The 22,935-nt window shown below is 66.3% G+C and carries 22 protein-coding genes; 11 read left to right on the forward strand and 11 right to left on the reverse strand.

The features are described 5' to 3' along the window. The first annotated feature begins 42 nt into the window (after positions 1–42). Entirely contained in the window at positions 43–558 is a 516-nt protein-coding gene (locus tag AB0H61_RS12425; protein WP_357302618.1) for a hypothetical protein, read from the forward strand. Between the two features lie 76 nt (positions 559–634). Here the strand turns inward: AB0H61_RS12425 and AB0H61_RS12430 are convergent, their stop codons facing one another. Continuing rightward, entirely contained in the window at positions 635–1,918 is a 1,284-nt protein-coding gene (locus AB0H61_RS12430) for an MFS transporter (protein ID WP_357302621.1), read from the reverse strand. 131 nt (positions 1,919–2,049) lie between these two features. On the opposite strand from AB0H61_RS12430, the gene AB0H61_RS12435 reads away from it, so the two are divergent. After that, positions 2,050–3,009 carry a LysR family transcriptional regulator gene (locus AB0H61_RS12435; RefSeq protein WP_357302623.1) on the forward strand — a complete coding sequence of 320 codons (960 nt, stop codon included), beginning with the start codon at positions 2,050–2,052 and terminating at the stop codon, positions 3,007–3,009. A gap of 17 nt (positions 3,010–3,026) precedes the next feature. On the opposite strand, the gene dnaB is transcribed toward AB0H61_RS12435, so the two are convergent. From dnaB to rpsF, 5 genes are all read right to left on the reverse strand, one after another. After that, the gene (dnaB, locus tag AB0H61_RS12440) at positions 3,027–5,660 is read right to left on the reverse strand and encodes a replicative DNA helicase (protein WP_357302626.1); all 2,634 of its coding nucleotides are present in this window, start codon (positions 5,658–5,660) and stop codon (positions 3,027–3,029) included. Between the two features lie 674 nt (positions 5,661–6,334). After that, entirely contained in the window at positions 6,335–6,787 is a 453-nt protein-coding gene (gene rplI / locus AB0H61_RS12445) for a 50S ribosomal protein L9 (RefSeq protein WP_357302628.1), read from the reverse strand. Between the two features lie 17 nt (positions 6,788–6,804). Beyond that, positions 6,805–7,056, reverse strand: coding sequence for a 30S ribosomal protein S18 (rpsR, locus tag AB0H61_RS12450; RefSeq protein ID WP_067786801.1), 252 nt, complete (start codon positions 7,054–7,056; stop codon positions 6,805–6,807). An 88-nt stretch (positions 7,057–7,144) separates the two neighbouring features. Continuing rightward, entirely contained in the window at positions 7,145–7,678 is a 534-nt protein-coding gene (locus AB0H61_RS12455; RefSeq protein ID WP_357302631.1) for a single-stranded DNA-binding protein, read from the reverse strand. Positions 7,679–7,770: 92 nt separating this feature from the next. Beyond that, positions 7,771–8,058, reverse strand: a complete 288-nt coding sequence (gene rpsF, locus AB0H61_RS12460) for a 30S ribosomal protein S6 (protein WP_109523030.1) — start codon at positions 8,056–8,058, stop codon at positions 7,771–7,773. 182 nt (positions 8,059–8,240) lie between these two features. Between rpsF and AB0H61_RS12465 the strand changes: the two genes are divergently transcribed. Both AB0H61_RS12465 and AB0H61_RS12470 read left to right on the forward strand, forming a co-directional pair. Further along, on the forward strand, positions 8,241–9,620 hold the full coding sequence (locus AB0H61_RS12465) for a hypothetical protein (RefSeq protein ID WP_357302634.1): 1,380 nt from the start codon (positions 8,241–8,243) through the stop codon (positions 9,618–9,620). A gap of 55 nt (positions 9,621–9,675) precedes the next feature. Continuing rightward, the gene (locus AB0H61_RS12470; RefSeq protein ID WP_357302636.1) at positions 9,676–10,638 is read left to right on the forward strand and encodes a DUF389 domain-containing protein; all 963 of its coding nucleotides are present in this window, start codon (positions 9,676–9,678) and stop codon (positions 10,636–10,638) included. A gap of 113 nt (positions 10,639–10,751) precedes the next feature. Here the strand turns inward: AB0H61_RS12470 and AB0H61_RS12475 are convergent, their stop codons facing one another. Beyond that, entirely contained in the window at positions 10,752–11,531 is a 780-nt protein-coding gene (locus AB0H61_RS12475) for an SDR family NAD(P)-dependent oxidoreductase (RefSeq protein ID WP_357302639.1), read from the reverse strand. A gap of 261 nt (positions 11,532–11,792) precedes the next feature. Here AB0H61_RS12475 and AB0H61_RS12480 point away from each other — a divergent pair, with 261 nt between their 5' ends. Then, positions 11,793–12,623, forward strand: coding sequence for a helix-turn-helix transcriptional regulator (locus AB0H61_RS12480; protein WP_357302642.1), 831 nt, complete (start codon positions 11,793–11,795; stop codon positions 12,621–12,623). 198 nt (positions 12,624–12,821) lie between these two features. Here the strand turns inward: AB0H61_RS12480 and AB0H61_RS12485 are convergent, their stop codons facing one another. From AB0H61_RS12485 to AB0H61_RS12495, 3 genes are all read right to left on the reverse strand, one after another. Beyond that, entirely contained in the window at positions 12,822–13,436 is a 615-nt protein-coding gene (locus AB0H61_RS12485) for a Tellurium resistance (RefSeq protein WP_357302644.1), read from the reverse strand. A gap of 109 nt (positions 13,437–13,545) precedes the next feature. After that, positions 13,546–14,655, reverse strand: coding sequence for a DUF475 domain-containing protein (locus tag AB0H61_RS12490; RefSeq protein ID WP_357302647.1), 1,110 nt, complete (start codon positions 14,653–14,655; stop codon positions 13,546–13,548). A 129-nt stretch (positions 14,656–14,784) separates the two neighbouring features. Further along, complete coding sequence (locus tag AB0H61_RS12495; protein WP_357302649.1) at positions 14,785–15,360, reverse strand: TerD family protein; 576 nt, start codon at positions 15,358–15,360, stop codon at positions 14,785–14,787. 145 nt (positions 15,361–15,505) lie between these two features. Here AB0H61_RS12495 and AB0H61_RS12500 point away from each other — a divergent pair, with 145 nt between their 5' ends. From AB0H61_RS12500 to AB0H61_RS12525, 6 genes are read left to right on the forward strand one after another with little or no spacing between them, the layout of a single operon-like run. After that, entirely contained in the window at positions 15,506–16,723 is a 1,218-nt protein-coding gene (locus AB0H61_RS12500; protein ID WP_357302652.1) for a hypothetical protein, read from the forward strand. A 13-nt stretch (positions 16,724–16,736) separates the two neighbouring features. Then, positions 16,737–17,948 (forward strand): HpcH/HpaI aldolase/citrate lyase family protein, encoded by a 1,212-nt coding sequence (locus AB0H61_RS12505; RefSeq protein ID WP_357302655.1) that lies wholly within the window; start codon positions 16,737–16,739, stop codon positions 17,946–17,948. After that, the gene (locus AB0H61_RS12510) at positions 17,945–19,468 is read left to right on the forward strand and encodes a phosphoribosyltransferase family protein (RefSeq protein ID WP_357302658.1); all 1,524 of its coding nucleotides are present in this window, start codon (positions 17,945–17,947) and stop codon (positions 19,466–19,468) included. The genes AB0H61_RS12505 and AB0H61_RS12510 overlap by 4 nt, the downstream gene beginning before the upstream one ends. 45 nt (positions 19,469–19,513) lie before the next feature. Then, the gene (locus AB0H61_RS12515; protein WP_357303179.1) at positions 19,514–20,638 is read left to right on the forward strand and encodes a cysteine protease StiP family protein; all 1,125 of its coding nucleotides are present in this window, start codon (positions 19,514–19,516) and stop codon (positions 20,636–20,638) included. A gap of 3 nt (positions 20,639–20,641) precedes the next feature. Further along, positions 20,642–21,481, forward strand: a complete 840-nt coding sequence (locus AB0H61_RS12520; RefSeq protein WP_357302661.1) for an HAD family hydrolase — start codon at positions 20,642–20,644, stop codon at positions 21,479–21,481. Positions 21,482–21,536: 55 nt separating this feature from the next. Next, positions 21,537–21,791, forward strand: a complete 255-nt coding sequence (locus tag AB0H61_RS12525; RefSeq protein WP_357302663.1) for a hypothetical protein — start codon at positions 21,537–21,539, stop codon at positions 21,789–21,791. On the opposite strand, the gene AB0H61_RS12530 is transcribed toward AB0H61_RS12525, so the two are convergent. Then, the gene (locus AB0H61_RS12530; RefSeq protein WP_357302666.1) at positions 21,778–22,830 is read right to left on the reverse strand and encodes an alpha/beta hydrolase family protein; all 1,053 of its coding nucleotides are present in this window, start codon (positions 22,828–22,830) and stop codon (positions 21,778–21,780) included. The two genes, AB0H61_RS12525 and AB0H61_RS12530, sit on opposite strands and share 14 nt — an antisense overlap. Positions 22,831–22,935: the final 105 nt, after the last annotated feature.

Genomic DNA, 22,935 nt, shown 5'->3' on the forward strand with positions numbered 1-22,935 from the left:
CGGTCAACGGCGAGCGATCCCCCGGTCGTACGCTGACCCATCGTGAACTACCTCGGATCTATCCGAAATCCCGTGCACGACGGGCTTTTCCTGGTGCTGTGTGATGCGGCGGCCAGGTTCGGCGGCTGGGATGTCCACGGCGACGAGCTCGCCGCTGAGGGCAGCACGCAACTGGTGCTCGACGGGTTGCGCGTCTACGTCGAGGAGGCCCACGGTCGCGGCCACCACGAGGTGCGCCGCAGCGATGACGGAACCCTCTGGATCTCACCACCGGTCGAGCCGGGCGTCCGCCCGATTCCGGAGGACGGCCTCGAACACGAGCCACGTACCGAAACCCAGCCGATGGGGCTGGTCGATGTGCCGAGCGGAACGCTGGTCCTCGCGCTCGCCTATCCGCCGCTCAATATGACGACCGCCGGTGACCACGCAGGCGTTACCCATGGGGAAGGTGAACGCCTCGACGTCGTGGTCGGCCCCGGCGTTTTGGTGATCACACGCGAGCGCACCGCCGTGGGCCAGACGGTAGCCCTGCGGTTCGCGCCGACGCAGGGTGCCTAGGGTCCCGGTAGTAGTCGCCGGAAATCCAACGAAGTTCGGGATATGCCCTGGCAGATGAAAGCTGTTGGCGGCCATTTCACTTGGCTTCATGTGAAACACCTGCTGCCTGTGGTTGGGCATGGGCTGTTGTTGCGACCGCAAGGTCGGTTGTCGGTACGGAACCATGGCGGCGGGGTAGCAGCAGCGGGCTGGCGAGGATCAGCAGTCCGGCGACCGTGATCGCCGTGCGTGGGCTGGTGGCGTCGGCGAGCAGTCCGCCGAGTGCGCTGAGAATGGCGATGGCGGCGCTGCTGCTGATCGACCAGGCCGACAGGGTGCGGGCCACATGGTCTTCGGGTGTGTGTTCGAGTCGATAGGTGGCCAGTACCGGGTTGTACAGGCTCATGCTGATGATGATCGCGAGCTCGACAGCGATCACCGTCGCGAGACCGGCGACACCGGGCTGGACGAACGCGAGGCCGATCAGCCAGACCGCGCGCAGCGTGCCGACTGTCCGGAGGACCCGGTGTTGGCCATACCGTTCCACGGCACGGCTGGCGAGGCGTGAGCCGATGAGTCCGCCGATGCAGGGGGCGGCGAAGGCGAGGCCGTACTGCCAGGGTGGGAATCCGAGCTGGCGCAGCAGAAGTACGGCCAACAGCGGCTCGGTGGCCATGATCAGACCATTGACGACCAGCTGGTTGACGTAGAGCGCCCGTAGGCCTGGATGGGCCAAGAGGTGCCGCCACCCATCGAGCAACTCGCTGGCCCGGAGCTGGCGCTTGTCGGTTCGCTGCGGTTGTTGTTCTCGGCCGCGAATCGCTGTGACCCCCAGCGCGGAGAGCAGGTAGCTCAGCGCGTCGGCCACCACGGTGGTGACCGGCCCGAACAGGCCGATCGCCGCCCCACCCAGTGGCGGCCCAACGGCGATGGAACTCCAGTTCGTGGACTCGAACCGCGCGTTGGCCACCAGCAGGTCGTCCGGCCGGATGAGAGCTTTGAGGTAGGCGCCGCTCGCCGCGCTGAAGGCGATCTTGGCCGCGGCGACCACGGCCGAGACGACCAGCAACTGGACGAAACCGAGCTGGCCGAAGGCGTAGGCGATCGGGATCGTCATCATGACCGCGAACCGGACCAGGTCCATGGTGATCATCACCGGTCGCTTGCGGCGGAACTCCACCCACGGCCCGAGCGGCAAGGCGATCAGGGCGCCCACTGCCGGCCCCACCGCTGACAGCGCGGACACCTGCATGGGGCTGGCATGCAACACCAGCACGGCGATCAGCGGTAACGCACCGAACCCCAGCCCGGAGCCGTAGGCGCTGACCGCGTAGGACGTCCACAGCCAACCGAATTGTCGGCCGAGGGATCGTCTGGTCACCAAGTTCCGTACCTCCCGCTTCGAACAACTCGCTGTTGATAGCTGTGATCAAAGCAAGGCCGAAGAGGCGGAATCAAACAACTGATCTGGCGGTGAGCCACAACCAGATGTTGTGCGAGTAGATTTGCTGCGTGGATCTCAACGCCGTGCGCACCTTCGTCGCCGCTGCGGACGCCGGCCAGTTCCAAGAAGCTGCCGCGGAGCTGTCGATCACCCAGCAAGCGGTCTCCAAGCGCATCGCGACTCTGGAGAAATACCTGGATGTGCGCTTGTTCGCCCGCACGGCCCGCGGGATCCAGCTCACCGTCGACGGCCAGGCATTCCTGCCCCACGCCCGTGAACTGCTCCGGGTCGCCGACCGGGCCGACGCCTCCGTGCGCCCTGGCCGGCGCGTGCTACGCGTCGATGTCGTTGCCCGGCGAGTCGTCACGGCAGTGCTCCTCCAGGACTTCCACCGCATGCATCCCGACATCGAACTGGACATCGTCACCCTCGATGCCGACCTCGACACAGCGATCGCCGCTGTCGAAGCCGGAACGATCGATGCCACCTTCCACGCCGTCCCCCCGCAGCAGCATCTGCCCACGGCGATCAGCACTGCCAGAGTGATCGACGAGCCGCACCAGCTGCTCGTCGGCCCTCGCCACCCGCTCGCCAACGCCCGCGCCGTCACGCCCGCGCAACTGGCCGGACACCGAATCTGGATGCCGGGCCTTCCCGCCCGCGGCGAGGTGGCCGACTACTACGCCGAACTCACCACCACCTTCGGATTCACCATCGACGTACTCGGCCCTGTCTTCGCAAAAGAGGCCCTGCTGGACGAGATCGCCGACTCATCGGACCTGGCGACCCTGATCGGCGAACGCTCGCGATATCTGTGGCCGGACAACTACGACCTGCGGCGCATACCGCTGCGCAACCCGACACCGGTCTACCCGATGTCGATAATCTGGCGCGACGACAATCCGCATCCCGCGCTCACTGAACTCCGCGACCACCTCCACACCAGACGTGGGGACGCACCCGACACCGAGGTCTGGATACCGAAATGGACGCAACGCAGCCCACGCGCCACGGCGACATTCAGCTGATCGGCAGTATCTCGGCGTCAGCCCCGGGCCATGTCCACGAACCGGCTGAGGTGCAGCTGGTGCGCGACGGTAATGGTGGCGGTGGGGCCGTTACGATGCTTGCCGACAATCAGGTCCGCCTCGCCGCCGCGCGGGTCGTCGCGTTCGAACGCGTCGGGACGGTGCAGCAGGATAACCATATCCGCGTCCTGTTCGAGCGATCCCGACTCGCGCAAATCGGACACCATCGGCCGCTTATCGGTTCGCTGTTCGGGACCACGGTTCAGCTGACTGATCGCGATAACCGGCACTTCGAGTTCCTTGGCCAGCAGCTTCAGGTTTCGCGAGAAATCCGAGACTTCCTGCTGCCGCGATTCGACCTTCTTACCCGAGGTCATCAGCTGGAGGTAGTCCACCACAACGAGTTTCAGGTCGTGGCGCTGTTTGAGGCGGCGCGCCTTGGCCCGGATTTCCATCATGGTGAGGTTCGGCGAGTCGTCGACGAATAGCGGCGCCTCACTGATCTCACTCATCCGCCGCGCCAGTTTCGTCCAGTCGTCATCGCTCATGCGACCGGACCGCATATCGCCGAGCTTGATCTTCGCCTCCGCGGAAAGCAGACGCATCACGATCTCGGTCCGGCTCATCTCCAGCGAGAAGATAACGCTGGCCAAGCCGTGTTTGATAGAGCAGCTGCGCATGAAATCCATACCCAGCGTGGAATTGTGCGTCGGAACCATCGAGCGGCCTGCCAGGTACAGGTGGTCGGCGTTGTCGACCTCGACGCAGCGTACGGGCACGCTGTCGACCCTGCGTACATCGGCGATGTAGCGCGAGTTCGACCGCACTGTGCTGCGACTCGCGCGGCGTTCCTTGTGCAGGAGGGACTTTCGATACAGCCCGAACACTTCGTCATCGGTGGCGAAGGTGACCGTGTACGCGATCGATGAGGCCTCGGATCGTCCGCGGACGCGTTTGGTCGAGACACCGCAGCGATAGCCGAGTCCGACGACCAGTTCCTGAAAATCCTGAGCCAGCCGTTCGTTGGTCACCGAGAACTGGACCGAACCGCCGTGCGTGACAGTGCCATCGGTGTCGAGCAGCCCCGCCAACAGCGCTCGGCGCTGAGCTTCCGAGCCCCGCAGGTACTCGACGGGGATGTGCTTACTTCCGAGTACACCGATCGTCCGCAGTCGCGCCTGCACACTGCCGATGCTGTTTCGGCATGCCTGGCACAGGCGCAGTCCGATGGAGGGGCCGCCACAATGCGGGCAGGTCGGTGCGGCGACCGGCGCGGAGCGGAAGCGTGCCTTGCCGCCGCAGGAACGGCCGCAGGTGCGCACCTCGCTCGTATGTGGGACGAATTCGCGGCCGCACACCACACATTCACGCGGTGCGATCGGCTCGTCTTCGGGGAGCACCAGGTGGTATCGGAGCCGAGCGGACTTGGAGGGAACCGCGATGATGCCCTCTCCTTCGATGCAGGCGATGATCTCCGGGTCTGCCGAGGTGAGTTGCGCGGCGGCCGAGGTGCCGTCGCCGAGCCAGGCGCCGAGGGTGTACGGCGGAATCAGCAGATCGCGGTCGGGCAGCTGCAGCGGCCGGGTATTGGTCACCGAGTGGTTGAGCCTGCGGTCGGAGGTATTGCAGCGCAGCGTGTTCGCGATCTCGACGGTCGTGCGCACTGTCGCGAAGGTGCGCTGGTTGCGGTAGCGCTTACGGCCCGCGGCGGCCTGCTGCGCGGAACGCCGGGACGCCCGGGTTTCGGTGAGCCACTGGTGCTGCTCATCGGCGACGAGGACGGTGCCGTCGGAGAATTCGACCTCGTAGCATGGGCGGTCCGTCATGACCTCGGTCGCGGCCACGACGCGGGTCGGGCGGCCGTGGGCGTCGAGCAGTTCGTCACCGACCCGAACCTCACCCATGGTGGTCCAACCGGTCGGGGTGGGCAGCGGGGTATCGAGCGCCAGGGCCTTACCAACACCGGGTCGGGCCGCGACGATGATCATCTGGCCAGGGTGCAGGCCGTTGGTGAGTTCGTCGAGTTCGGTGAAGCCGGTGGGCACGCCGAGGGAGATACCGCCGCGGGAGGCGATGGAGTCGATTTCGTCCATGGTGGGCTGGAGGAGGTCCTCCAGCGGCATGAAATCTTCGGTGGTGCGGCGCTCGGTGACCTCGTAGACCTCGGCTTGCGCGCGGTCGACGACCTCGGCGATGTCCTGGCCGTCGGCGCCCGCGTAGCCGTACTGGACGATGCGGGTGCCCGCCTCGACGAGGCGGCGCAGAATCGCCTTCTCGGCGACGATTTCGGCGTAGTAGCCGGCGTTGGCGGCGGTGGGGACGGTCTGGGTGAGGGTGACCAGGTAGGGCGGGCCGCCGATGCGTTTGAGCTCGCCCTTGCGATCCAAGCCCGCGGCGACGGTGACCGGGTCGGCGGGCTCGCCGCGACCGTACAGGTCGAGGATGGTGTCGTAGACGGCCTGATGGGCCGGACGATAGAAGTCGCCGGGGCGCAGCACTTCGACGACATCGGCGATGGCGTCCTTACTCAGCAGCATGCCGCCGAGTACGGACTGCTCGGCCGCCATATCGTGGGGTGGCTGCCTGCCGAAGTCTTCGCCGGGGGGTTCGGGCGGGTAATCCGTGTGCCCGCGGTCATCGGTGGCTGTCACCAGACTCGACCGTCCTCTCTAACCCCACGACCGGGTTTCACACTATCGATGAGTTGTTCTACTCCCGGGTACCGACACTTTTCGGCGCGTACGACCCACTGCGGCCGTTCATATCGGGGTTCTACCTGCGGTTCCAGCAAACCGCCCAGAATCCGGCGTTCCGGCGGTCGGAGCACGACAATGCGATGAACCTAGGCGACCCGACGGCGGGTCGCCAAACTGCACTGTGCACACAACTGTGGATAACTTGGGGACTGTTTACCCAACCGTGTGCACCCCCTGTGTACAACTTGGGGAAAACCCAGGCCATCTGGCTTAAACGTGCTGATAGATATTGGTTTCTAGATCTATCCACGTGTGGATTAATGAAGCCCCGGCGTGTCGGTCGAGTTGAACAGCCGGGCGTGTTGGATGAACGGCGCATGCACAGCATATGAGCTGCGTCACATTACGATCGGTTGGTTTTCCCGGTAATCCACAGGCCGAATAACCGGTGGTAGCGGGGGTGCCGAAATTCGCCCGATATGTCCCATGGCACGAATGAGCTCGAATGGCAAACATTCGGCTATTAGATGCGAGGGACATAAGGGCGCAGCCGAAGACCACCCCCGCGCGGAACACGGGAGTGGTCTTCGAATGGATATGCTGCGGACCGCCGGAGGCGATACCGGAAATCAGCTGGCGGCGACCTGCAGGTCGAACTTGGCCACCACGTCCGGGTGCAGGTGCACCACGACGCCGTGCTTACCGGTCGACTTGATGTGCGACTTCGGCAGCTCGATGCTGCGCTTGTCGACGACGGGGCCGCCCGCGGTCTTGATGGCCGCGGCAACGTCCGACTGGGTCACCGAGCCGAACAGCTTGCCGGTGCCCGCGGTCTTCACGGTCAGCGAGACCGACTCCAGGCCCTCGATGGCCTGCTTCAGCTCGTTGGCGTGATCGAGGTCGCGCACCTTCCGCGCGTCCTGCGCCCGGCGGATGCCCTCGACCTGCTTCTGGGCGCCACGGCTGGCGACGATGGCCAGGCCGCGCGGCAGCAGGTAGTTGCGGCCGTAGCCGTCCTTCACCTCGACGGTATCGCCGGGAGCACCGAGGTTGTCGACATCAGCAGTCAGAATCAGCTTCATTTGCGTGTCTCCCTTTCTCAGCGAGCCGTCGACACGTAAGGCAGCAGGGCCACCTCACGGGAGTTCTTCACGGCAACGGCGATATCGCGCTGGTGCTGCACGCAGTTGCCGGTGACGCGGCGGGCGCGGATCTTGCCGCGGTCGCTGACGTACTTGCGCAGCAGCGTCGTGTCCTTGTAATCGATCGAAACGGTACCGGACTTGGCTTCCTTGCAGAAAGCGCAGGCCTTCTTCTTCAGCACCTTTTCGCGCGCGGGCGCTTTAGGCATGGTCTATTACTCCGTAATCATTGATGGCTGACCATTTCGAACGACCGGCGTGCGGTCGCTACGGTCGGTCAGACCGATGTGAGCCGTATCAGAACGGCGGTTCGTCGTCTACGCGGCCGCCCCCGAAGGAGCCCGCCGCGGGCGCACTGCCCCAGGGATCGTCCTCGGCACCGCCGGAACGACCGCCACCACCACCGGAGGAGGCATTGAAATTGCCACCGCCGCCGCCGGAGCCGAATCCGCCGCCGCCACCGCCGCGATTGGCCTTGTTGACCTTCGCGGTGGCATAGCGCAGCGAGGGACCGACCTCGTCGACCTCGAGTTCCACGACCGTGCGCTTCTCACCCTCGCGGGTTTCGTAGGAGCGCTGCTTGAGCCGTCCGCTCACGATGACGCGAGCGCCTCGGGTCAGGCTTTCGGCGACATTTTCCGCAGCTTCGCGCCAGATGTTGCAGCGCAGGAACAGCGCTTCGCCGTCTTTCCATTCATTCGAATTACGGTCGAACACGCGGGGAGTCGATGCGACGGTGAAATTCGCCACCGCAGCGCCCGCGGGCGTGAATCGAAGCTCGGGGTCAGCCGTCAAATTTCCGATGACGGTGATGACCGTGTCGCCTGCCATGTGGTTCCTCCTGCTCGGTGTGCAGTCCGCCTTGCACTCGCTGTTGCGCTAGAGCCTAGAGACAGGCACCGACGCATACGAGGGCTGTAGAACTACTTGTCGTGGCGCAGAACCTTGGTGCGCAGCACCGACTCGTTCAGTCCCAGCTGGCGGTCGAGCTCGTTCACCGTGGCGGGGGTAGCGGTCAGATCGACCACCGCGTAGATGCCCTCGGCCTGCTTGCGGATCTCGTAGGCGAGCCGACGGCGGCCCCAGATGTCGACCTTGTCGACCTTGCCGCCCTCGGTCTTGACGACGCTCAGCATGTTGTCCAGCGACGGACCAACAGTGCGCTCGTCCAGGCTCGGGTCGAGGATAACCATCACTTCGTAATGACGCACGGACCAATCACCTCCTGTGGACTAGGAAACGGCCACGGACGGTCCGTGGCAGGAGGGTCGTTGCGTCAGCAACCCGACAAGGCTACATGACCAGGTCCTGAGCATCGAAATCGATCGGTCCGCGCGTCGGTTTCGCGGAGGAACACGTTCGCGGTTGCAGCCGGGCCGCTTAGGGTGGTCGCATGTCGACCGGACCTGCCGCCAGCGACCAGATCGCCGGCCGCCTATCGCGCCACACGGCGCTGGCTGTGGCGGTCCTGTTGCTGTGCGGGCTCACCCTGGCGTTCGCGTATGCGAATAAGGCGCGGTGCGCGGGTGGTCCCTTCTACGACAACGGCCGCAGCGCGGTCTTCGACGTGATCAAGGATTCGGATGTCTGCTACTCCGATATCCAGTTCCTGTGGCTCGGCCGCGATATCGATCGGCACGTCTTCCCGTATGTGGACGGCGGCATCACCGAGGATGGCGCCCTCACCGGCGGCGCGGTCGAATACCCGGTGCTCAGCGGCACGCTGATGTGGCTCGGCGCGTCCGGCGCCGACAATGACGCCGAATTCCTGCGGTACACGGCGTTGATTTTGGCGCCGTTCGCACTGCTGACCGTGTGGTTGCTGGTCCGGTTGGCCGGGCGTGCGGCGCTGCTGTGGGCGGCGGGCCCGCCGTTGGTGCTCTATGCCTTCCACAACTGGGAGCTCCCGGTCGTATGCACGGCGGTCGCGGCGGTCTACGTGCTGACCCTGTCCCGGTTTTCATTGCGTACCAGGGGGATGCTGGCGGCGGTACTGCTCGGTCTCGGTTTCTGCCTGAAGTTGTATCCCGGCATTTTCGTGCTGCCGTTGATGGCCTATGTGTGGACCGGTGGCCACGCCGCCGCCACGGCGCGCACCAGGGATATGCGCGGCGCGCTGCTGGCCGCCGCCGCGGCCGTCGGCACGGTGGTCGCGGTCAACCTGCCGTTCGCGCTGGCCGGGTACGAGGGTTGGCGCGCGTCGATCACCTTCCAGCAGTTGCGTCAGGCCGACATCACCACGAACTCCATCTGGTACTGGGGGTTGCGGCAGATGTTCGGGGAGGACGCCGACAGCGAATCCTCGTTCCAGAATGCGGTGACGATCGCCTCGCCGACCCTGGTGCTCGCCTCGTTCGCGCTCGCCATGTGGCTGGGGTGGAAGCGGTACACCGTGACGGGTGTCTTCCCCTGGGTGGGAGTGAGCGGCGCGATGCTGTGTGGATTCCTGGTGTTTCACAAGGTGCATTCCCCCCAGTACACGCTGTGGCTGATTCCGTTCCTGGTGCTGCTCGAAGTGCCGTGGCCGGTAATCGGGGGATATCTGCTCGCCGATGCCGCGATCGGCGTCGGCGTATTCCGCTACTTCTATTCGATCGTTTCCGGCACCTCGGTGGAGACGATGGAGAGCATTGTCCAGTTCGGTGTCTGGGGCCGCGCGATCCTGCTGGTGGCGCTGTTCTTCCTGTTCATACGCGCCGGATTGCGCGGGGCGCGCGCGGCACCGCCCGCGGTGCCGCGCGTCGAACCCGGCGAACTGGTTCCCGTCGCCTGAATGACACGATCGTGGTCCGCGCGTGGTTCGCGCTGTCACGCGGCAGACTGACGCCATGTTGCATATCCGGATCCTGGCGCCGGTCGCGATGACCGATGCCGTGATCGAGATTCTGAACGAAGAAGATGCGGTGAGCGGTCTCGCGGTGGTGCGCGGCTCGTCGCTGAAGCCGCCCGGTGATCTGGTGCTCGCGCATGTGGCCAGGGAGGCGGGCAATGATGTGATCACCCGGCTGCGGGCGCTCGGGGTGCATCGGGAGGGCAGCATCGAGATCGACGAGGTGCGAACCTGGTTGTCGCGCAGCGGATTCGACGCCGAGGTGCGGACGCCCGGCAGTAGCGCGGATGCCGTGGTGTGGGCCGATGTGGCACAGCGTTCGTATGAGGAAACCGAGCTGAACTGGACCTATCTCAGCTTCATGACGCTGGCCACGGTGATCGCGGCCATCGCGATCGTGCTGGATTCGCAGATCCTGGTCATCGGGGCCATGGTGCTCGGACCGGAATTCGGTGCCGTCGCCGCGCTGGGGGTGGCGCTGGTGCGTCGCCGGTTCGTGCTGTTCGGCCTCGCGATTCGCACGCTGGTACTCGGTTTCGTCGCCGCCATCGCGGTCACCTTCGTACTGGTGCTGGTCGGCCGGACATTGGGGTGGATCACGATGGACGACGTGATCGGGTCGCGGCCGGGTACCGCGTTCATCTATACCCCCGACAAGTGGTCGTTCATCGTCGCGGTGATCGCGGCCGCGGCCGGTGTACTCGCGCTGACCTCCTCCAAGGCGGGCGGGCTGACCGGTGTCTTCATATCGGTGACCACGGTGCCCGCCGCCGGAAATATCGCGCTCGGTGCGGCTTTCGGCGTCGGCTCCGCGATCTGGGGCAGCACCTTGCAGCTGTTGATCAACCTGACCGGCATGGCGTTGGCGGGCTGGGCCACCCTCGCGGTGCAGCAGGCGGTGTGGTCGCGCGTATCGGTCCGCCGGGCCAGGGCGCTGCACCGGCCGTATCGGATGCTGTGAGCCCGGGGCGGATCCGCGCTCAGCCGGTGGCGTGCCGCGCGCGGAAGGCCGCGCTCTCGGCGCGATTGCCGACGGCGAGACGGTGACCGCGCGGCAGTGGTTCGGCTGCGGCGTCAGTTGGCCCGGTAGCGGGAGGCGAGTTCGGGGCTCTGTCCGCCGAATACGGCGAGGTCGGCCTTGAAGACGGCGTCGAGCAGGCCGGTGTCTTCCACGCCGGGGGCGCAGACGACTTCGCCGAGTTCGAGGCCGCGCAGTCCGGCGGTGACGACCTCCTCGGCGGTCATGCGGGGCACGGCGCTCAGGTCGAGGCCTTGGCGCTGGTGGAATTCGGTGGCGACGATGCCGGGGCAGAGGACCTCGACCTGGATGCCGGTGCCTTCCAGTTCGGCGTTGAGCGTCTGGGACATGGCGACGAGGTGGGCCAGGGTGCCGGCGTAGACGGCCCGGCGGGGCATGACGGAACCGTGGGCGGGACCGCTGAAGGCGATCATCCCGGCCACGTTGATGATCTGTCCTTCGCCGCGTTCCTGCATGCCGGTGACGGCGGCGCGGGTGAGCATGGTGGGGGCGACGACCTTGACGTGGACGAGTTCGCGGGCCTTGTCGGCGGGCAGTTGGGCCAGCGGCATGTAGTGGGCGACGCCGGCGTTGTTGACGAGCATGGTCAGCGGCTCGCGGGCGCAGATCTCGGCAACGGTGTCGATGCCGGTGTCGGTGGACAGGTCGGCGGCGACGGTGCGGACCGTGACGTGGGGGTGGTCGGCGGCGAACTCGTCGAGGCGGTCCCTGCGGCGGCCGACGATGATCAGGTCGTTGCCGTGCGCAGCGAGGCGTTCGGCGAATGCCTTGCCGATGCCGGAGGTGGCGCCGGTGACGAGGGCGAGCTTGCTCATGCGTGCGTTCCTTTTCGGGTGTCGGCCGAGGTGGCCGGAGTAGGTGTGTTCGGTGCGGACTGCTCGGCGACGGCCTCAGGCGTTGAGGCGGTCCAGCAGCCGCGCGAGTCCTTGTGCTCCGGCCAGGCCACGCTCGGTGACTGTTCGTGCTTCTGTCATGCCTCCACGGTCGGCTTGAAATGCGTGAGCAGGGAGTAGACCCGTTTTCCTGGGAATGGCGGTACCAGGACAGGCAGCTTCGTGCTTGTGACAATCAACGACATGGCGACCACAGCACTCGGTGCGGCCTTGCGCCGCTGGCGCGATCACGTCTCGCCCCAGTCTGTCGGCCTACCCGCGGGCGGGCGCAGGCGCGCCGTCGGGCTGCGCCGCGAGGAACTGTCCCAGCTGGCCGGCATCTCCGCCGACTACATCATCCGGCTCGAACAGGGACGCGCCACCAATCCCTCACCCCAGGTCGTCGAAGCCCTGGCCCGCGCGCTGCGACTCACCCAGGAGGAACGCGCCCACCTCTTCCACTTGGCCGGCCTCGCCCCACCAGGCCCCGGCCGGGTTCCGCGGCACATCACCCCCGGCGTGCATCGCATGCTGGACCGGCTGACCGGCACACCTGTCGCCGTCTTCGACGCCGCCTGGACCCAGCTGCTCGCCAACCCCCTCTACACGGCACTCATAGGGGAATGGGACGGCAACGACCTCAACGCGGTCTGGCGCAACTTCCTCAACCCCCACAGCCGCATACGTCACAGCCCCGAATCCAAAGGCGCGCTCCAGGCAGCACAGGTCGCCGACCTGTCCCGCACCGCCAGCCGCTACCCCGACGACGAGTACCTGCACTCTCTCATCGCCGAACTACGCCGCCGCAGCGCCCACTTCGACAACCTTTGGCAATCAAGCGCCGTCGGCCAGCACCAAGCCACCCGCAAAACCATCGACCACCCGCACGTCGGCGCCCTGACCCTGGACTGCGATGTCCTCAGCGTCGTCGGCAGCGACCTGCGCATCATGGTCTACACAGCCCAACCCGGCACCGAAGACGCCGACCGCCTGGCGGTCCTGAGCGCCGTCGGGACACAGGCCCTCGTCGGATAACCGCCCGGCGAGCCCGCGCGGTGATGGGTGGGATGCCACGCGGGTCGGCAGACTGTTCTTCGCGACCACCGCGCTGCTCGCGTGGTCGTTCATCGACGAGCCGTTGCGGCCCTTGACCATTGCGGGCTTCGGGGTGGGCCTGATCTTCGCCTCCCGCAGGCCGATTCGGGTGGTGACCGTCGCGTCGCGCCGAATCGCCTACTTGGTCGTGCTGTGCCACTTCATGCCCCAGTGGTACGCCTCGTCGATATGGCGCTGGGTTCCGTTGATGTAGTGCACTTCCCGGTGCACCGTAATGCCGGGTCCTTGGTTCTGTAGCAGGGCGACCGCACAGGAGCGCGCACCGTCCACCGGGGAATCGAGGCGTACTTCGACCTGCGGGCCCTGGGTGGGGAACAGCGTGATCACGCCGTCGGCCGCGGCCCAATTCGGCACCCCGTCGTAGATGAACGCGAAGATCAGGATGCGCTTGAACAATTCGGGCCGCGCGAGATTGATATGCATGGTCTCGCCCGCGGTGTCCGCGCCGCTGCGGTCGTCGCCGTCCAGCCGGATATACGGCTCGGCGTCGAGTGCGCCGAAATTATTACCGACGGCCTGCACCACACCTTTGGCGCCGTCGGACAATTCGTACAGGCAGCCGAGATCGAGGTCGATGGGCTTGGACCGGCGAAAGAATCCGCGGGGACCACTGGACCAGTTCAGGTTCACCCGCATCACGCCTTGTTGCTCACCGGGTTTGGTGAGGTTGATGCTGGGTGTGGCCTTGGACAGGGTGACCTTGGCCAGGTTGACGCTGCCGGGCTGAGTCATCGGCGCGCTACCCCCCTCGTGAATGTTTTTGTGCCAGAAAGAAAGCGGCAGCGGCTCCGTCCGGAGACGGGGCCGCTGCCACCTCGAATTATCGCCTGCGTGCCGGAATTCAGCCTACCGGCGTCACCGCACGTTCGCTCTCGATCTCCTCCGCATCGCCCTCGCGACGGTTGCGCAGGATGCTGGTGATGAATGCCGCGCCGATGAACGCGACGCCGATCATACCGGTGATGAGTTCGTTGATGTGCACGCCGATCGAGACCAGCAGGATGACCGCCAGCGCGCCGATCGCCCAGTGCGCACCGTGCTCCAGGTAGACGTACTCCGAGAGCGTGCCCTTGCGCACCAGGTAGACGGTGATGGACCGGACGAACATCGCGCCGATCAGGCCGAGGCCCAAGGCGATGATGATCGGGTCCGAGGTGATGGCGAAGGCGCCGATCACACCGTCGAAGGAGAACGACGCGTCGAGCACCTCGAGGTACAGGAACAGGAAGAACGCCGCCTTGCCGGTGGCCTTGACCAGCTTCGACGGACCGCCCTCGGTTTCACCCGCCTCCTCGGTGTGGAACATCGAGCCGAGTCCGTCCACCGCGATGTAGGTGATCAAGCCGAGCATGCCCGCGACCATGACGGTGGCGCGGTCGTCCTCGGCGGCAATGAATTCCGCGGTCAGAACCAGGCCGGTACCCGCGACCACGACCGAGAGCATATCCAGCTTGCCCGCGGCCGCGAGCGGCCGTTCCAGCCAGCTGAGCCAGGTGATCTCGCGCTCTTCGAAGATGAAGTTCAGGAACAGCAGCGCCAGGAACATGCCGCCGAACGCCGCGATCTGCGGATGCGCGTCGGTGAGCAGGGTCTCATAGCTCGGGCTGCCGTCCGGGAAGTAGGGTGCGTCACCCTCGGGCGGGTTGAGTGCCAGGTCGAAGGCCGTCACCGGGTCCAGACCCGCGGTGATCCACACGATCGCGAGCGGAAACACCAGGCGCATACCGAAAACGGCGATCAGCACACCGATGGTGAGGAAGATCTTCTGCCAGAACTCGCTCATCCGCTCGAGCACGGTGGCGTTGATGACGGCATTGTCGAAGGACAGTGACACTTCGAGGATGCCGAGGATAGCGGCTAACGCGAGGGCGGTGGGCCCGCCGTACACAACTGCCACGACGAGAGACACCACCGTCACGACAATGGAGAAGCCGAAAATGCGCAGGACCACGCGGGGACCTTTCGTAGCTTGGGGAAGAATCGGCGAGATTGATACCAGCGTGGCCTTAGAACCGCCGGATGTCCAACGCGGGACAGGGGGCTCGTCGCCGAGCCCCCTGTCCCGCGGAGTGGTCGTCTGTCAGACGTTCACGCCGTAGTCGCGAGCGATGCCCGCGAGGCCGGAGGCGTAGCCCTGGCCGATGGCACGGAACTTCCACTCGGCCCCGTTGCGGTACAGCTCGCCGAAGACCATGGCGGTCTCGGTCGAGGCGTCCTCGCTGAGGTCGTAGCGGGCCAGCTCGGTGCCGTTGCTGCGGTCCACCACGCGGATGTAGGCGTTGCGCACCTGGCCGAAGGACTGCTGCCGGGTGTCGGCGTCGTAGATCGAGACCGGGAAGAAGATGCTCTCGATCGTCGGCGGGGTATTGGCCAGGTCGACGTTGATGACCTCGTCGTCGCCCTCGCCCTCACCGGTGGTGTTGTCGCCGATGTGCTCGATGGCGCCCTCGGGCGACTTGAGGTTGTTGAAGAACACGAAGTGCTGGTCCGACAGCACCTTCTTGTCGGCACCCGTGGCGATGGCGCTGGCGTCCAAGTCGAAGTCGGTTCCGGTGGTGGTCCGAACGTCCCACCCCAGGCCGACGGCTACAGCAGTCAGGTTCGGCGCCGCCTTGGTCAGCGAGACATTGCCGCCCTTGGACAAACTGACACCCATGCGGGATTCCCTTTCAATAGTCCGTCTGTGATTCCCAGCACGTCCGAATCGCCGGGTACGACTTACGACAGTAGTAGGTTTCGGCGAACTTGCGTAGGAACTGGGGTAACCCTCGGCGAACAGGAAGATCTCCTACCATCGGGGCGTGGCAGGCCGTAGGCGTGGCTGGTTCCGGTCCTCCGGGAACAGCGAATGGATTCAGCAGGCCCGGTCGCAGCTCGCGGACGCGTTCCTCGATATGGACCGGCGACAGAGCGTCGCGGACGCGGCGGTGCTCGCCTCCGACGAGGTGTTCCCCGAGCGCGGCTTCGGAGCGGCCTGGGAGCCGGTGCGCGGCCGGTGCTACGACGCGGCGGGCGCTTACCTGACGTTGACCGAGGAACTGGACGCCGCCGAGCGGAACAAGACCGAGGTGCCGCACGGCGAGGAGCGGACCGCGACGGTGACCCGCCAGCTGACCGACGCGGCCCGGGCGGTGGACGAGTTCTACCGCGGCAATCAGGCGCAGCTCGAGCATGCGGTCGCGGTGCGGCAGACGGTGCCGCAGCTGGCCGGGCAGGTCAAGGCGGCGGCCGCGGGCGTACGGGCGCGGGCCGCCGAGTCGGAGTACGCGGACTATCCGTCGGTGCGCCGCTGTGCGGCCCTCGTCGATGAGGCTCTCATCACACTCGAAGCCGCCGGACCCGGAGGTGCGGCGGGTGTCGTGCGGGCGGCCGCGAACCGTCTGGAGGCGGCGACCCGGGAACTGGCAGATGCCTTGGCGCAGGCACCATCTCGGCACGGGGCCGCGAGCACCGCGATAACCTCGGTAAACACCAGGTTGGCGGCCGTACGGAATCGCGCGGCGGGGGTGGCGCCCGCCTATTCTGCGATGCTGCGTGAGTTCAACGCTGCGAGTTCGGCGGATCTGACGAACAATGGTCGGGAAAGCCAGCGAGCCATCGATGCGGCGGACGTAGCCCTGGGCCGGGCGCGTGCGGCGTTGGCCGAGAACAACCCGGAGTCTGCACTTGAACTGACCACTTCCGCGCGGGGGAACCTAGCCGAGGCCGAACGACAGGTCGACGCCGTCACCAAACGGCTCGCGCTGCTACGTGAGGTCCGCGCGAATCCGCAAGACAAGGCCAAGGCCGTACGATTCCGGCTGCGGGACGCACAAATGCTCGCGGTGAGCCGCGGGCTCGTCGGCGAATGGGGATCTGTGCTCGACGCACAGTCGGACCGGATCGACCGAATTTCCGAAACACTGTCGGGGCGCCATCCCGACTACTGGGCCTATGTGACGGAACTGGATACCGTCACCGAATTCATAGCCGGGGTAGTGGATCGAATGAGAAAACAAGCAGGACCACGACGAGAATGAGGATGGGGCACCGATGACCGCAGGCATCGCCGTCCAGCAGGAGGTTTCCCTGCGGAAGCGACTGCCGCTGCGCCATTTTCGGCAGCTGCACGGCCCGGACGCGAGGCATTTGTTCTATAGGCAACCGGAACCCTTCGGCGATAATGCCGATCGGGAACTGTTGGCGTATGCGCTAGGCGCGACCCTCTATGCCCCGGCGACCCGGCCGGATCTCGCGGAGACGATCCGCAAACGGGCCGCCCGCGGGGTGTGCTCGATGGTGATCGACCTCGAGGACGCCGTCGCCGACCATGAGGTGGAACTCGCCAAACGGCAGGCGGTGGCGGTCCTGGATCTGCTGGCGACCAGCCCGGATCCGAATCCGCTGCTGTTCATCAGGGTGCGCGACGCGGACACCATCGGCGAGATCGTCGACCAGTTGGGACCGGGCGCGGCGGTGCTCGCCGGGTTCGTATTCCCCAAATTCGACAGCGCCTCCGGTCAGAAGTATCTGGACACGCTGGAGGACGCCGCGCAGAGACTGGACCGGCCGGTGTACGGCATGCCGGTGCTCGAATCGGCAACGCTGGTGCACCGGCAGACGCGGGATCACGAGTTGACCCAGATCGCCGCGCTGCTGGCCGAACACCGGGAGCGGGTGCTCGCGGTGCGGGTCGGCGCGACCGATATGTGCTCGACCTTCGGCATCCGCAGGGACCGTGACCTCACCATTTACGACGTGCGGGTGGTCGCCGACGTCATCGCGGACATCGTGAACTACCTCGGCCGCGCGGACGGTACCGGCTATGTGATCACCGGACCGGTCTGGGAGTACTTCGCCGACCATGAGCGGATGTTCCGGCCGTTGCTGCGCACCGCGCCGTTCGAGGAATCCGACGCGGTGCCGTTCCGGCGGTATCTGGTCTCGCGGGATCTGGACGGGCTGCTGCGCGAGATCACCCTGGACCGGGCCAACGGCATCCAGGGCAAAACCGTGATCCACCCCTCACATGTGGCGGCGGTGCACGCGCTGTCGGTGGTGACGCACGAGGAGTACTCGGACGCGTTGGACATCCTCCAGGTCGAGGTCGGTGGAGTGGCGGCCTCGGAGTACCGGAACAAGATGAACGAGATGCGACCGCATCGCAGCTGGGCACGGCAGACACTGCTGCGGGCGCGGGTGTTCGGGGTCGCGAACAAAGGAGTGTCGTTCGTGGATCTGCTGACGGCGTTGGTCCAGGTATGAGTTCGGTTGGAACACCTTGGGCTACACGGACATTCGGCATCGAACTGCACCACCTGCGGTCACACGGCACCGTCGTGGACAGCGTGCTGCCCGCCGAGCTGCCGATCGATACGTTGATCCAGCCGGGCCTGCGGCGCAATCCACGCCGGGCGCATCTGCTGGTCTCGACGGTGCTGGGCAAGCATCTGCCGACCGATCCGCGGGTGGTGCTCGACGCGGGCAATCGGCTCGGTGATCTGGTGCGCGCCGCGCTGGGTGATTCGGTGCGCGCGGCGCGGGGTGATTCGCCGCGCGCGGCGCAGGGTGAACCCGCGGTCGAAACCGGTGACCGGACAGGCGTTCCCGCCGTTGTGCTCGGATTCGCGGAAACCGCGACGGGACTCGGGCATACGGTGGCCACCCGTATCGGCGCGGATTGCTACCTGCACTCCACCCGGCGCGATGTTCCGGAGGCGGAGACACTCACCGGATTCGAGGAAGGGCATTCCCATGCCACCTCGCATCTGTTGCAGCCCGCGCCCGCGGGCATCTTCGTCAACGACCTGCCGTTGGTGCTGGTGGACGATGAGATTTCCACCGGTGCGACGGCCATCGACGCGGTGCGCGCGCTGCACGCGTTCGCGCCGAGGTCGCACTATGTGCTGGCCTCGCTCGTCGATATGCGCACCGAGGCCGATCGCGCCCGATTCGAGGCCGCCGCCGCCGAACTCGGCGCTCGCATCGACACGGTATGCCTGGCGTCCGGACAGGCCCTGCTGCCGGAAGGGCTGGTCGCCGCGGTGACCGCGCTCCCCGAGCCTGAGCTGAATCCTACAGCGCCGCAACGCGGTTCGGTTTCTCGCCTGGAGTTGCCCTGGCCGGATTCCGTTCCGGAGGGAGGCAGGCACGGCATCCTCGGCTCCGATGGCGACGCCTTCGAAGCCGCCCTCGGTGTGGCCACCGATATATTGCGGAACCGGCTCGTCGCGCAGGCACCGGGACGGCCCGCCATCGTGATCGGGCACGAGGAGCTGATGTACCTGCCGCTGCGGTTGGCCGCCGGGCTGGCCGACTCGGGAATCGCGACTCGGTTCCAGACCACCACCCGCTCCCCCGCCTATGTCCTGGATGAGCCGGGATATCCGCTGCGGCGCGGATTCCGTTTCACCGCACCGGAATCCGATGCCGAAGCGCCGCGCTACCTGTACAACGCGCACTGGGAAGGGGATCCGAGCGCCGAGTTCGCGACCTCGACCACACCGGACGGATACGGCGAGCCGGGTACCGGCGCCCTCGGCCCGGTACCGGTCGATCCGATCCTGGTCGTGGTGGTGGACGCACCCGCTGACACCGCCGAACTCGTCGCCGACGCCGGGCTCATCGATGTGCTCACCGCATCCGGCGCCGACGTTCTGGTGGCGGTGCTGCCGGGCGCGGACCCGCGCAAACTGCACGCCGAGCGCAGCGATCCGCTGCGTGGCGCCGTGCTCGAGCCCGTCGACGACGCCGGGGATTCCGCGAAGAACAGGCCGGTGGAGTAGCGAGCAATGCATCAATTCGACAATTCACCCGGGTCGGCGCTGGAACTGCCCGTCCCCCTGTACGGCCCGGAGTTCGGATCGTATGCGGCCGAGGAGGTTTCTTGGCTGCTCAAGGATCTCTCGGACGTCGACCTCGAGGCCGATGTGGCCGAGCGCGAGCGCCGGATCCAGGCGGGTGTCGCACATTACGCGGAATCGCTGCCGATCGAGTACCAGCCCGACAGCGCCTACCGCAGCCTGTTCGACGAGGTCCTGGCCGAGAGCGCCGAACGGTTGGCGCTCGCGGTGGCGACGGTGTCGGAACTGGTTGTCGCCGAACGAGGTGACGACATCGTGCTGGTATCGCTGGCCCGCGCGGGCACCCCGATCGGCATCTTGATGAAGCGCTGGCTGCGGTCGGGGCGCGACGCGGGGCTGCCGAGCCTCGAGGTGCCGCACTATGCCGTCTCCATCGTGCGCGATCGCGGCATCGACGCGGTCGCCTTGGATTACCTCGCGCGACACCATGATCCGGCGTCGATCGTCTTCGTGGACGGCTGGACCGGCAAGGGTGCGATCACTCGTGAACTCACCGAGGCGCTGGACGCGTATCACGCCGCCGGTGGCGCTCGCTTCAACGACGAACTCGCCGTACTCGCCGACCCCGGGCACTGCGTGCGCACCTACGGCACCCGCGACGACTTTCTCATTGCCTCGGCCTGCCTGAATTCGACGGTGTCCGGACTGATTTCGCGCACCGTGCTCAACGACACGCTGATCGGGCCCGGCGATTTCCACGGCGCCAAGTTCTATCGCGACCTGACCGGCGACGATGTGTCCGGCCGCCTGCTCGATAAGGTGAGCGCCGCATTCGATGCCGTGCGGCCGCGGGTGCCCGCCGAGGTGGCGGCGATCCGGGCGAGTGATCGGACCCCGAACTGGTCCGGCTGGGCCTCGGTCGAGAAGGTGCGCGAGGAGTACGGCATCGCCAGCGTGAACTTCGTGAAACCCGGTGTCGGCGAGACGACCAGGGTGCTGCTGCGCCGGGTGCCGTGGCGGGTTCTGGTGCGCGAAGCGGACGCTCCCGAGCATGCGCATCTGCGCCTGCTCGCCTCGGCGCGCGGCGTCCCGGTGGACGTCATCCCCGACCTGGCCTATTCGTGTATGGGATTGATCAAGGAAGTGCAGTAACCGATGCTCCTACGCAGTTCACGAAGACAAGCTCTGATCGCCACCGATCTGGACCGTACGATGATCTACTCGCGCAACGCGTTCAGCACCACCTCCGAGGTCGCGACCGTCTGCGTGGAGCATCTCGAGGGTGCGCCGCTGTCGTTCATGACGACCGCGGCCGCACTGCGGATGCAGTCCCTCACCGAGCCCGCCGCGGTCATCCCGACCACCACCCGCACCATCAAGCAATTCAATCGGATCCAGCTGCCCGGTGCGCCATGGCGTTACGCCATCACCAGCAACGGCGGCAACATCCTGGTCGACGGCGTACCCGATATGCGCTGGCGCATCGATATCGATGCCCAGGTGCGTGCGGGCGGCGCCACCCTCTCGGAGGTGAGTGCCGAACTGCGTTCCCGCATCGATGATTCGTGGGTCACCAAGTTCCGCATCGCCGATCACCTGTTCTGCTATCTGGTGGTCAAGCCCAAGGCCGTCCCCGAGGACTTCCTCGCCGAATGGGACGCGTGGTGCCGCGCCCGCGGTTGGTCCGCCTCACAGCAGGGTCGCAAGATCTACACCATGCCGCAGGCGGTGTGTAAGAGCTACGCCGTCGCCGAGGTGCGCCGCCGCCTGCTCGAATCCGGCGAACTCGCCTCCGGCGCGATGACCCTGGCGGCAGGGGACGGGGCACTGGACGCCGAAATGCTGCGCGCCGCCGACTGTGCCATCCGCCCCCGCCACGGCGAGCTCGAACAGTTGAACTGGACCAGCCCCAATCTGACGATCACCCGTGCCACCGGCATTCTGGCGGGGGAGGAGATCATCAACTGGTTCATCAAGGCGGCTCCCGGCGAATAGCGGCGCCGCCGCTCGCCGGGCCGGGCGACGCGGCGACGGTTACTTCCCCGGCGGCATGTTGCTTCCGGACGAGCGCGCACGCCAACTGGCCCTGGTCCGCTCGGAAGCCGTTGCGGCGGGACGTGATCCGGATGCCGTGGAATACACCCGATGGAGCTCGGTCGAACTGACCGTGGAGGCAGTCGAAGGCTATGCCGCACAGGGGGTTACCCGTCTAGTACTGGGCGCGACCGCGATCGATCGCGCCCAGCAGTTCGACGAAATGTCGGCCTTCGCCGAGCGTTTCGGACTGTCCGCTACGGTGCGCTGAACAGGCCCTGTTCCAGCACCGGCCAGGAGGACTTCAGGTCGTCCTGCCAGTAGCCCCAGGAGTGGGTGCCGCTGTTGCGGTAGACGAACTTCGCCGGGATGCCCAGTTGGTTGAGGCGATTGTTCATATTGTGGTTGGACCAGTTGACGCCGCCCTCGATGACCGCCCCGATGGCGACCACCTTGGGTGTCTCGGCGGGGGATTCCATCCGGAATTTGCCGCCCGCCTCGTCGAATTCGCCGGGGATGCCGTTGCCGGTGGAGAAGAACAGGTGGGTGCCGCGCAGCTTCTCGGCGTTGACCAGCGGGTCGTTGGCGGCCCAGAGCGGGCCGTCGGTGGGACCCCACATATTGCGGGTGTCGCCGCCGCCCCAGGTCTCCACGGTCAGCTTGACCATGGTCTGGCCGGCCGGGTCGCTGACCTGGGCGATGCCACTGTAGGTGGCGACGCTGCGGAACAGGCCGGGCTTGGCGATCGCGAAGTTGAGCACCGAGGTGCCCGTCATCGACAGGGCCGCAACCGCATTCACGCCATTGGTGCCGAGCGCGGCGTCGACCAGCGGCGGCAGTTCTTCGGTGGTGAAGGTCTGCCACTTGTTGACACCGAGGACCGGGTCGGGCGCGATCCAGTCGGTGTAGAAGCTCCACGCGCCGCCGATGACCTGCACGACGTTGATGTTCTTGGTCCCCAGGAACTCCAGCGCATCGGTATTGCGCTTCCACGAGGCATCGTCCTCGCCGCCGCCCGCACCGTTGAACAGGTACAGCGACGGCCGCGGTTCGGAGGTATCACTGGGCCGCAGTACGTCCACCGTAATGGTTTTGCCCATGGCCGCCGAGCGGACGTACAGCCGCACATTGCGGCTGTCCTTGACCTCGATCTTCTCGAGGTACGACCCATCCGGCGACTTCACCGATGTTTCCGTGACGCCGGGACTCGACACCGGCGCGGCCGGCGCGTGACCCGCCCCGATCCCGAGCGAAACCGCGCTCATCACCGCCGCAAGCGCGATTCTTCTCCTGGTTCGGTGGTGCGACATCCGCTCCCCCTCTGTTCTCTTTCGTGCGAGTAACAAAATGGTCCACGATCCTGATCGATGCCGATCCCGTCCGTGTTACTCGTCGATATTTCGGACCAATCCGGC

This window comes from Nocardia sp. NPDC050710 (genome assembly GCF_040654375.1).
GTDB lineage: Bacteria > Actinomycetota > Actinomycetes > Mycobacteriales > Mycobacteriaceae > Nocardia.

What these genes read in the sequence shown, in the direction of transcription:
- AB0H61_RS12485 (WP_357302644.1), bottom strand. Translation starts at nt 13,436, where the DNA reads ATGACTCAGCCCGGCAGCGTCAACCTGGCCAAGGTCACCCTGTCCAAG.
- AB0H61_RS12480 (WP_357302642.1), top strand. Translation starts at nt 11,793, where the DNA reads ATGGCGACCACAGCACTCGGTGCGGCCTTGCGCCGCTGGCGCGATCAC.
- rpsR (WP_067786801.1), bottom strand. Translation starts at nt 7,056, where the DNA reads ATGCCTAAAGCGCCCGCGCGCGAAAAGGTGCTGAAGAAGAAGGCCTGC.
- AB0H61_RS12525 (WP_357302663.1), top strand. Translation starts at nt 21,537, where the DNA reads ATGTTGCTTCCGGACGAGCGCGCACGCCAACTGGCCCTGGTCCGCTCG.
- AB0H61_RS12475 (WP_357302639.1), bottom strand. Translation starts at nt 11,531, where the DNA reads ATGAGCAAGCTCGCCCTCGTCACCGGCGCCACCTCCGGCATCGGCAAG.
- AB0H61_RS12455 (WP_357302631.1), bottom strand. Translation starts at nt 7,678, where the DNA reads ATGGCAGGCGACACGGTCATCACCGTCATCGGAAATTTGACGGCTGAC.
- AB0H61_RS12465 (WP_357302634.1), top strand. Translation starts at nt 8,241, where the DNA reads ATGTCGACCGGACCTGCCGCCAGCGACCAGATCGCCGGCCGCCTATCG.
- AB0H61_RS12495 (WP_357302649.1), bottom strand. Translation starts at nt 15,360, where the DNA reads ATGGGTGTCAGTTTGTCCAAGGGCGGCAATGTCTCGCTGACCAAGGCG.
- rplI (WP_357302628.1), bottom strand. Translation starts at nt 6,787, where the DNA reads ATGAAGCTGATTCTGACTGCTGATGTCGACAACCTCGGTGCTCCCGGC.
- AB0H61_RS12530 (WP_357302666.1), bottom strand. Translation starts at nt 22,830, where the DNA reads ATGTCGCACCACCGAACCAGGAGAAGAATCGCGCTTGCGGCGGTGATG.
- AB0H61_RS12520 (WP_357302661.1), top strand. Translation starts at nt 20,642, where the DNA reads ATGCTCCTACGCAGTTCACGAAGACAAGCTCTGATCGCCACCGATCTG.
- AB0H61_RS12505 (WP_357302655.1), top strand. Translation starts at nt 16,737, where the DNA reads ATGACCGCAGGCATCGCCGTCCAGCAGGAGGTTTCCCTGCGGAAGCGA.
- AB0H61_RS12510 (WP_357302658.1), top strand. Translation starts at nt 17,945, where the DNA reads ATGAGTTCGGTTGGAACACCTTGGGCTACACGGACATTCGGCATCGAA.
- AB0H61_RS12470 (WP_357302636.1), top strand. Translation starts at nt 9,676, where the DNA reads ATGTTGCATATCCGGATCCTGGCGCCGGTCGCGATGACCGATGCCGTG.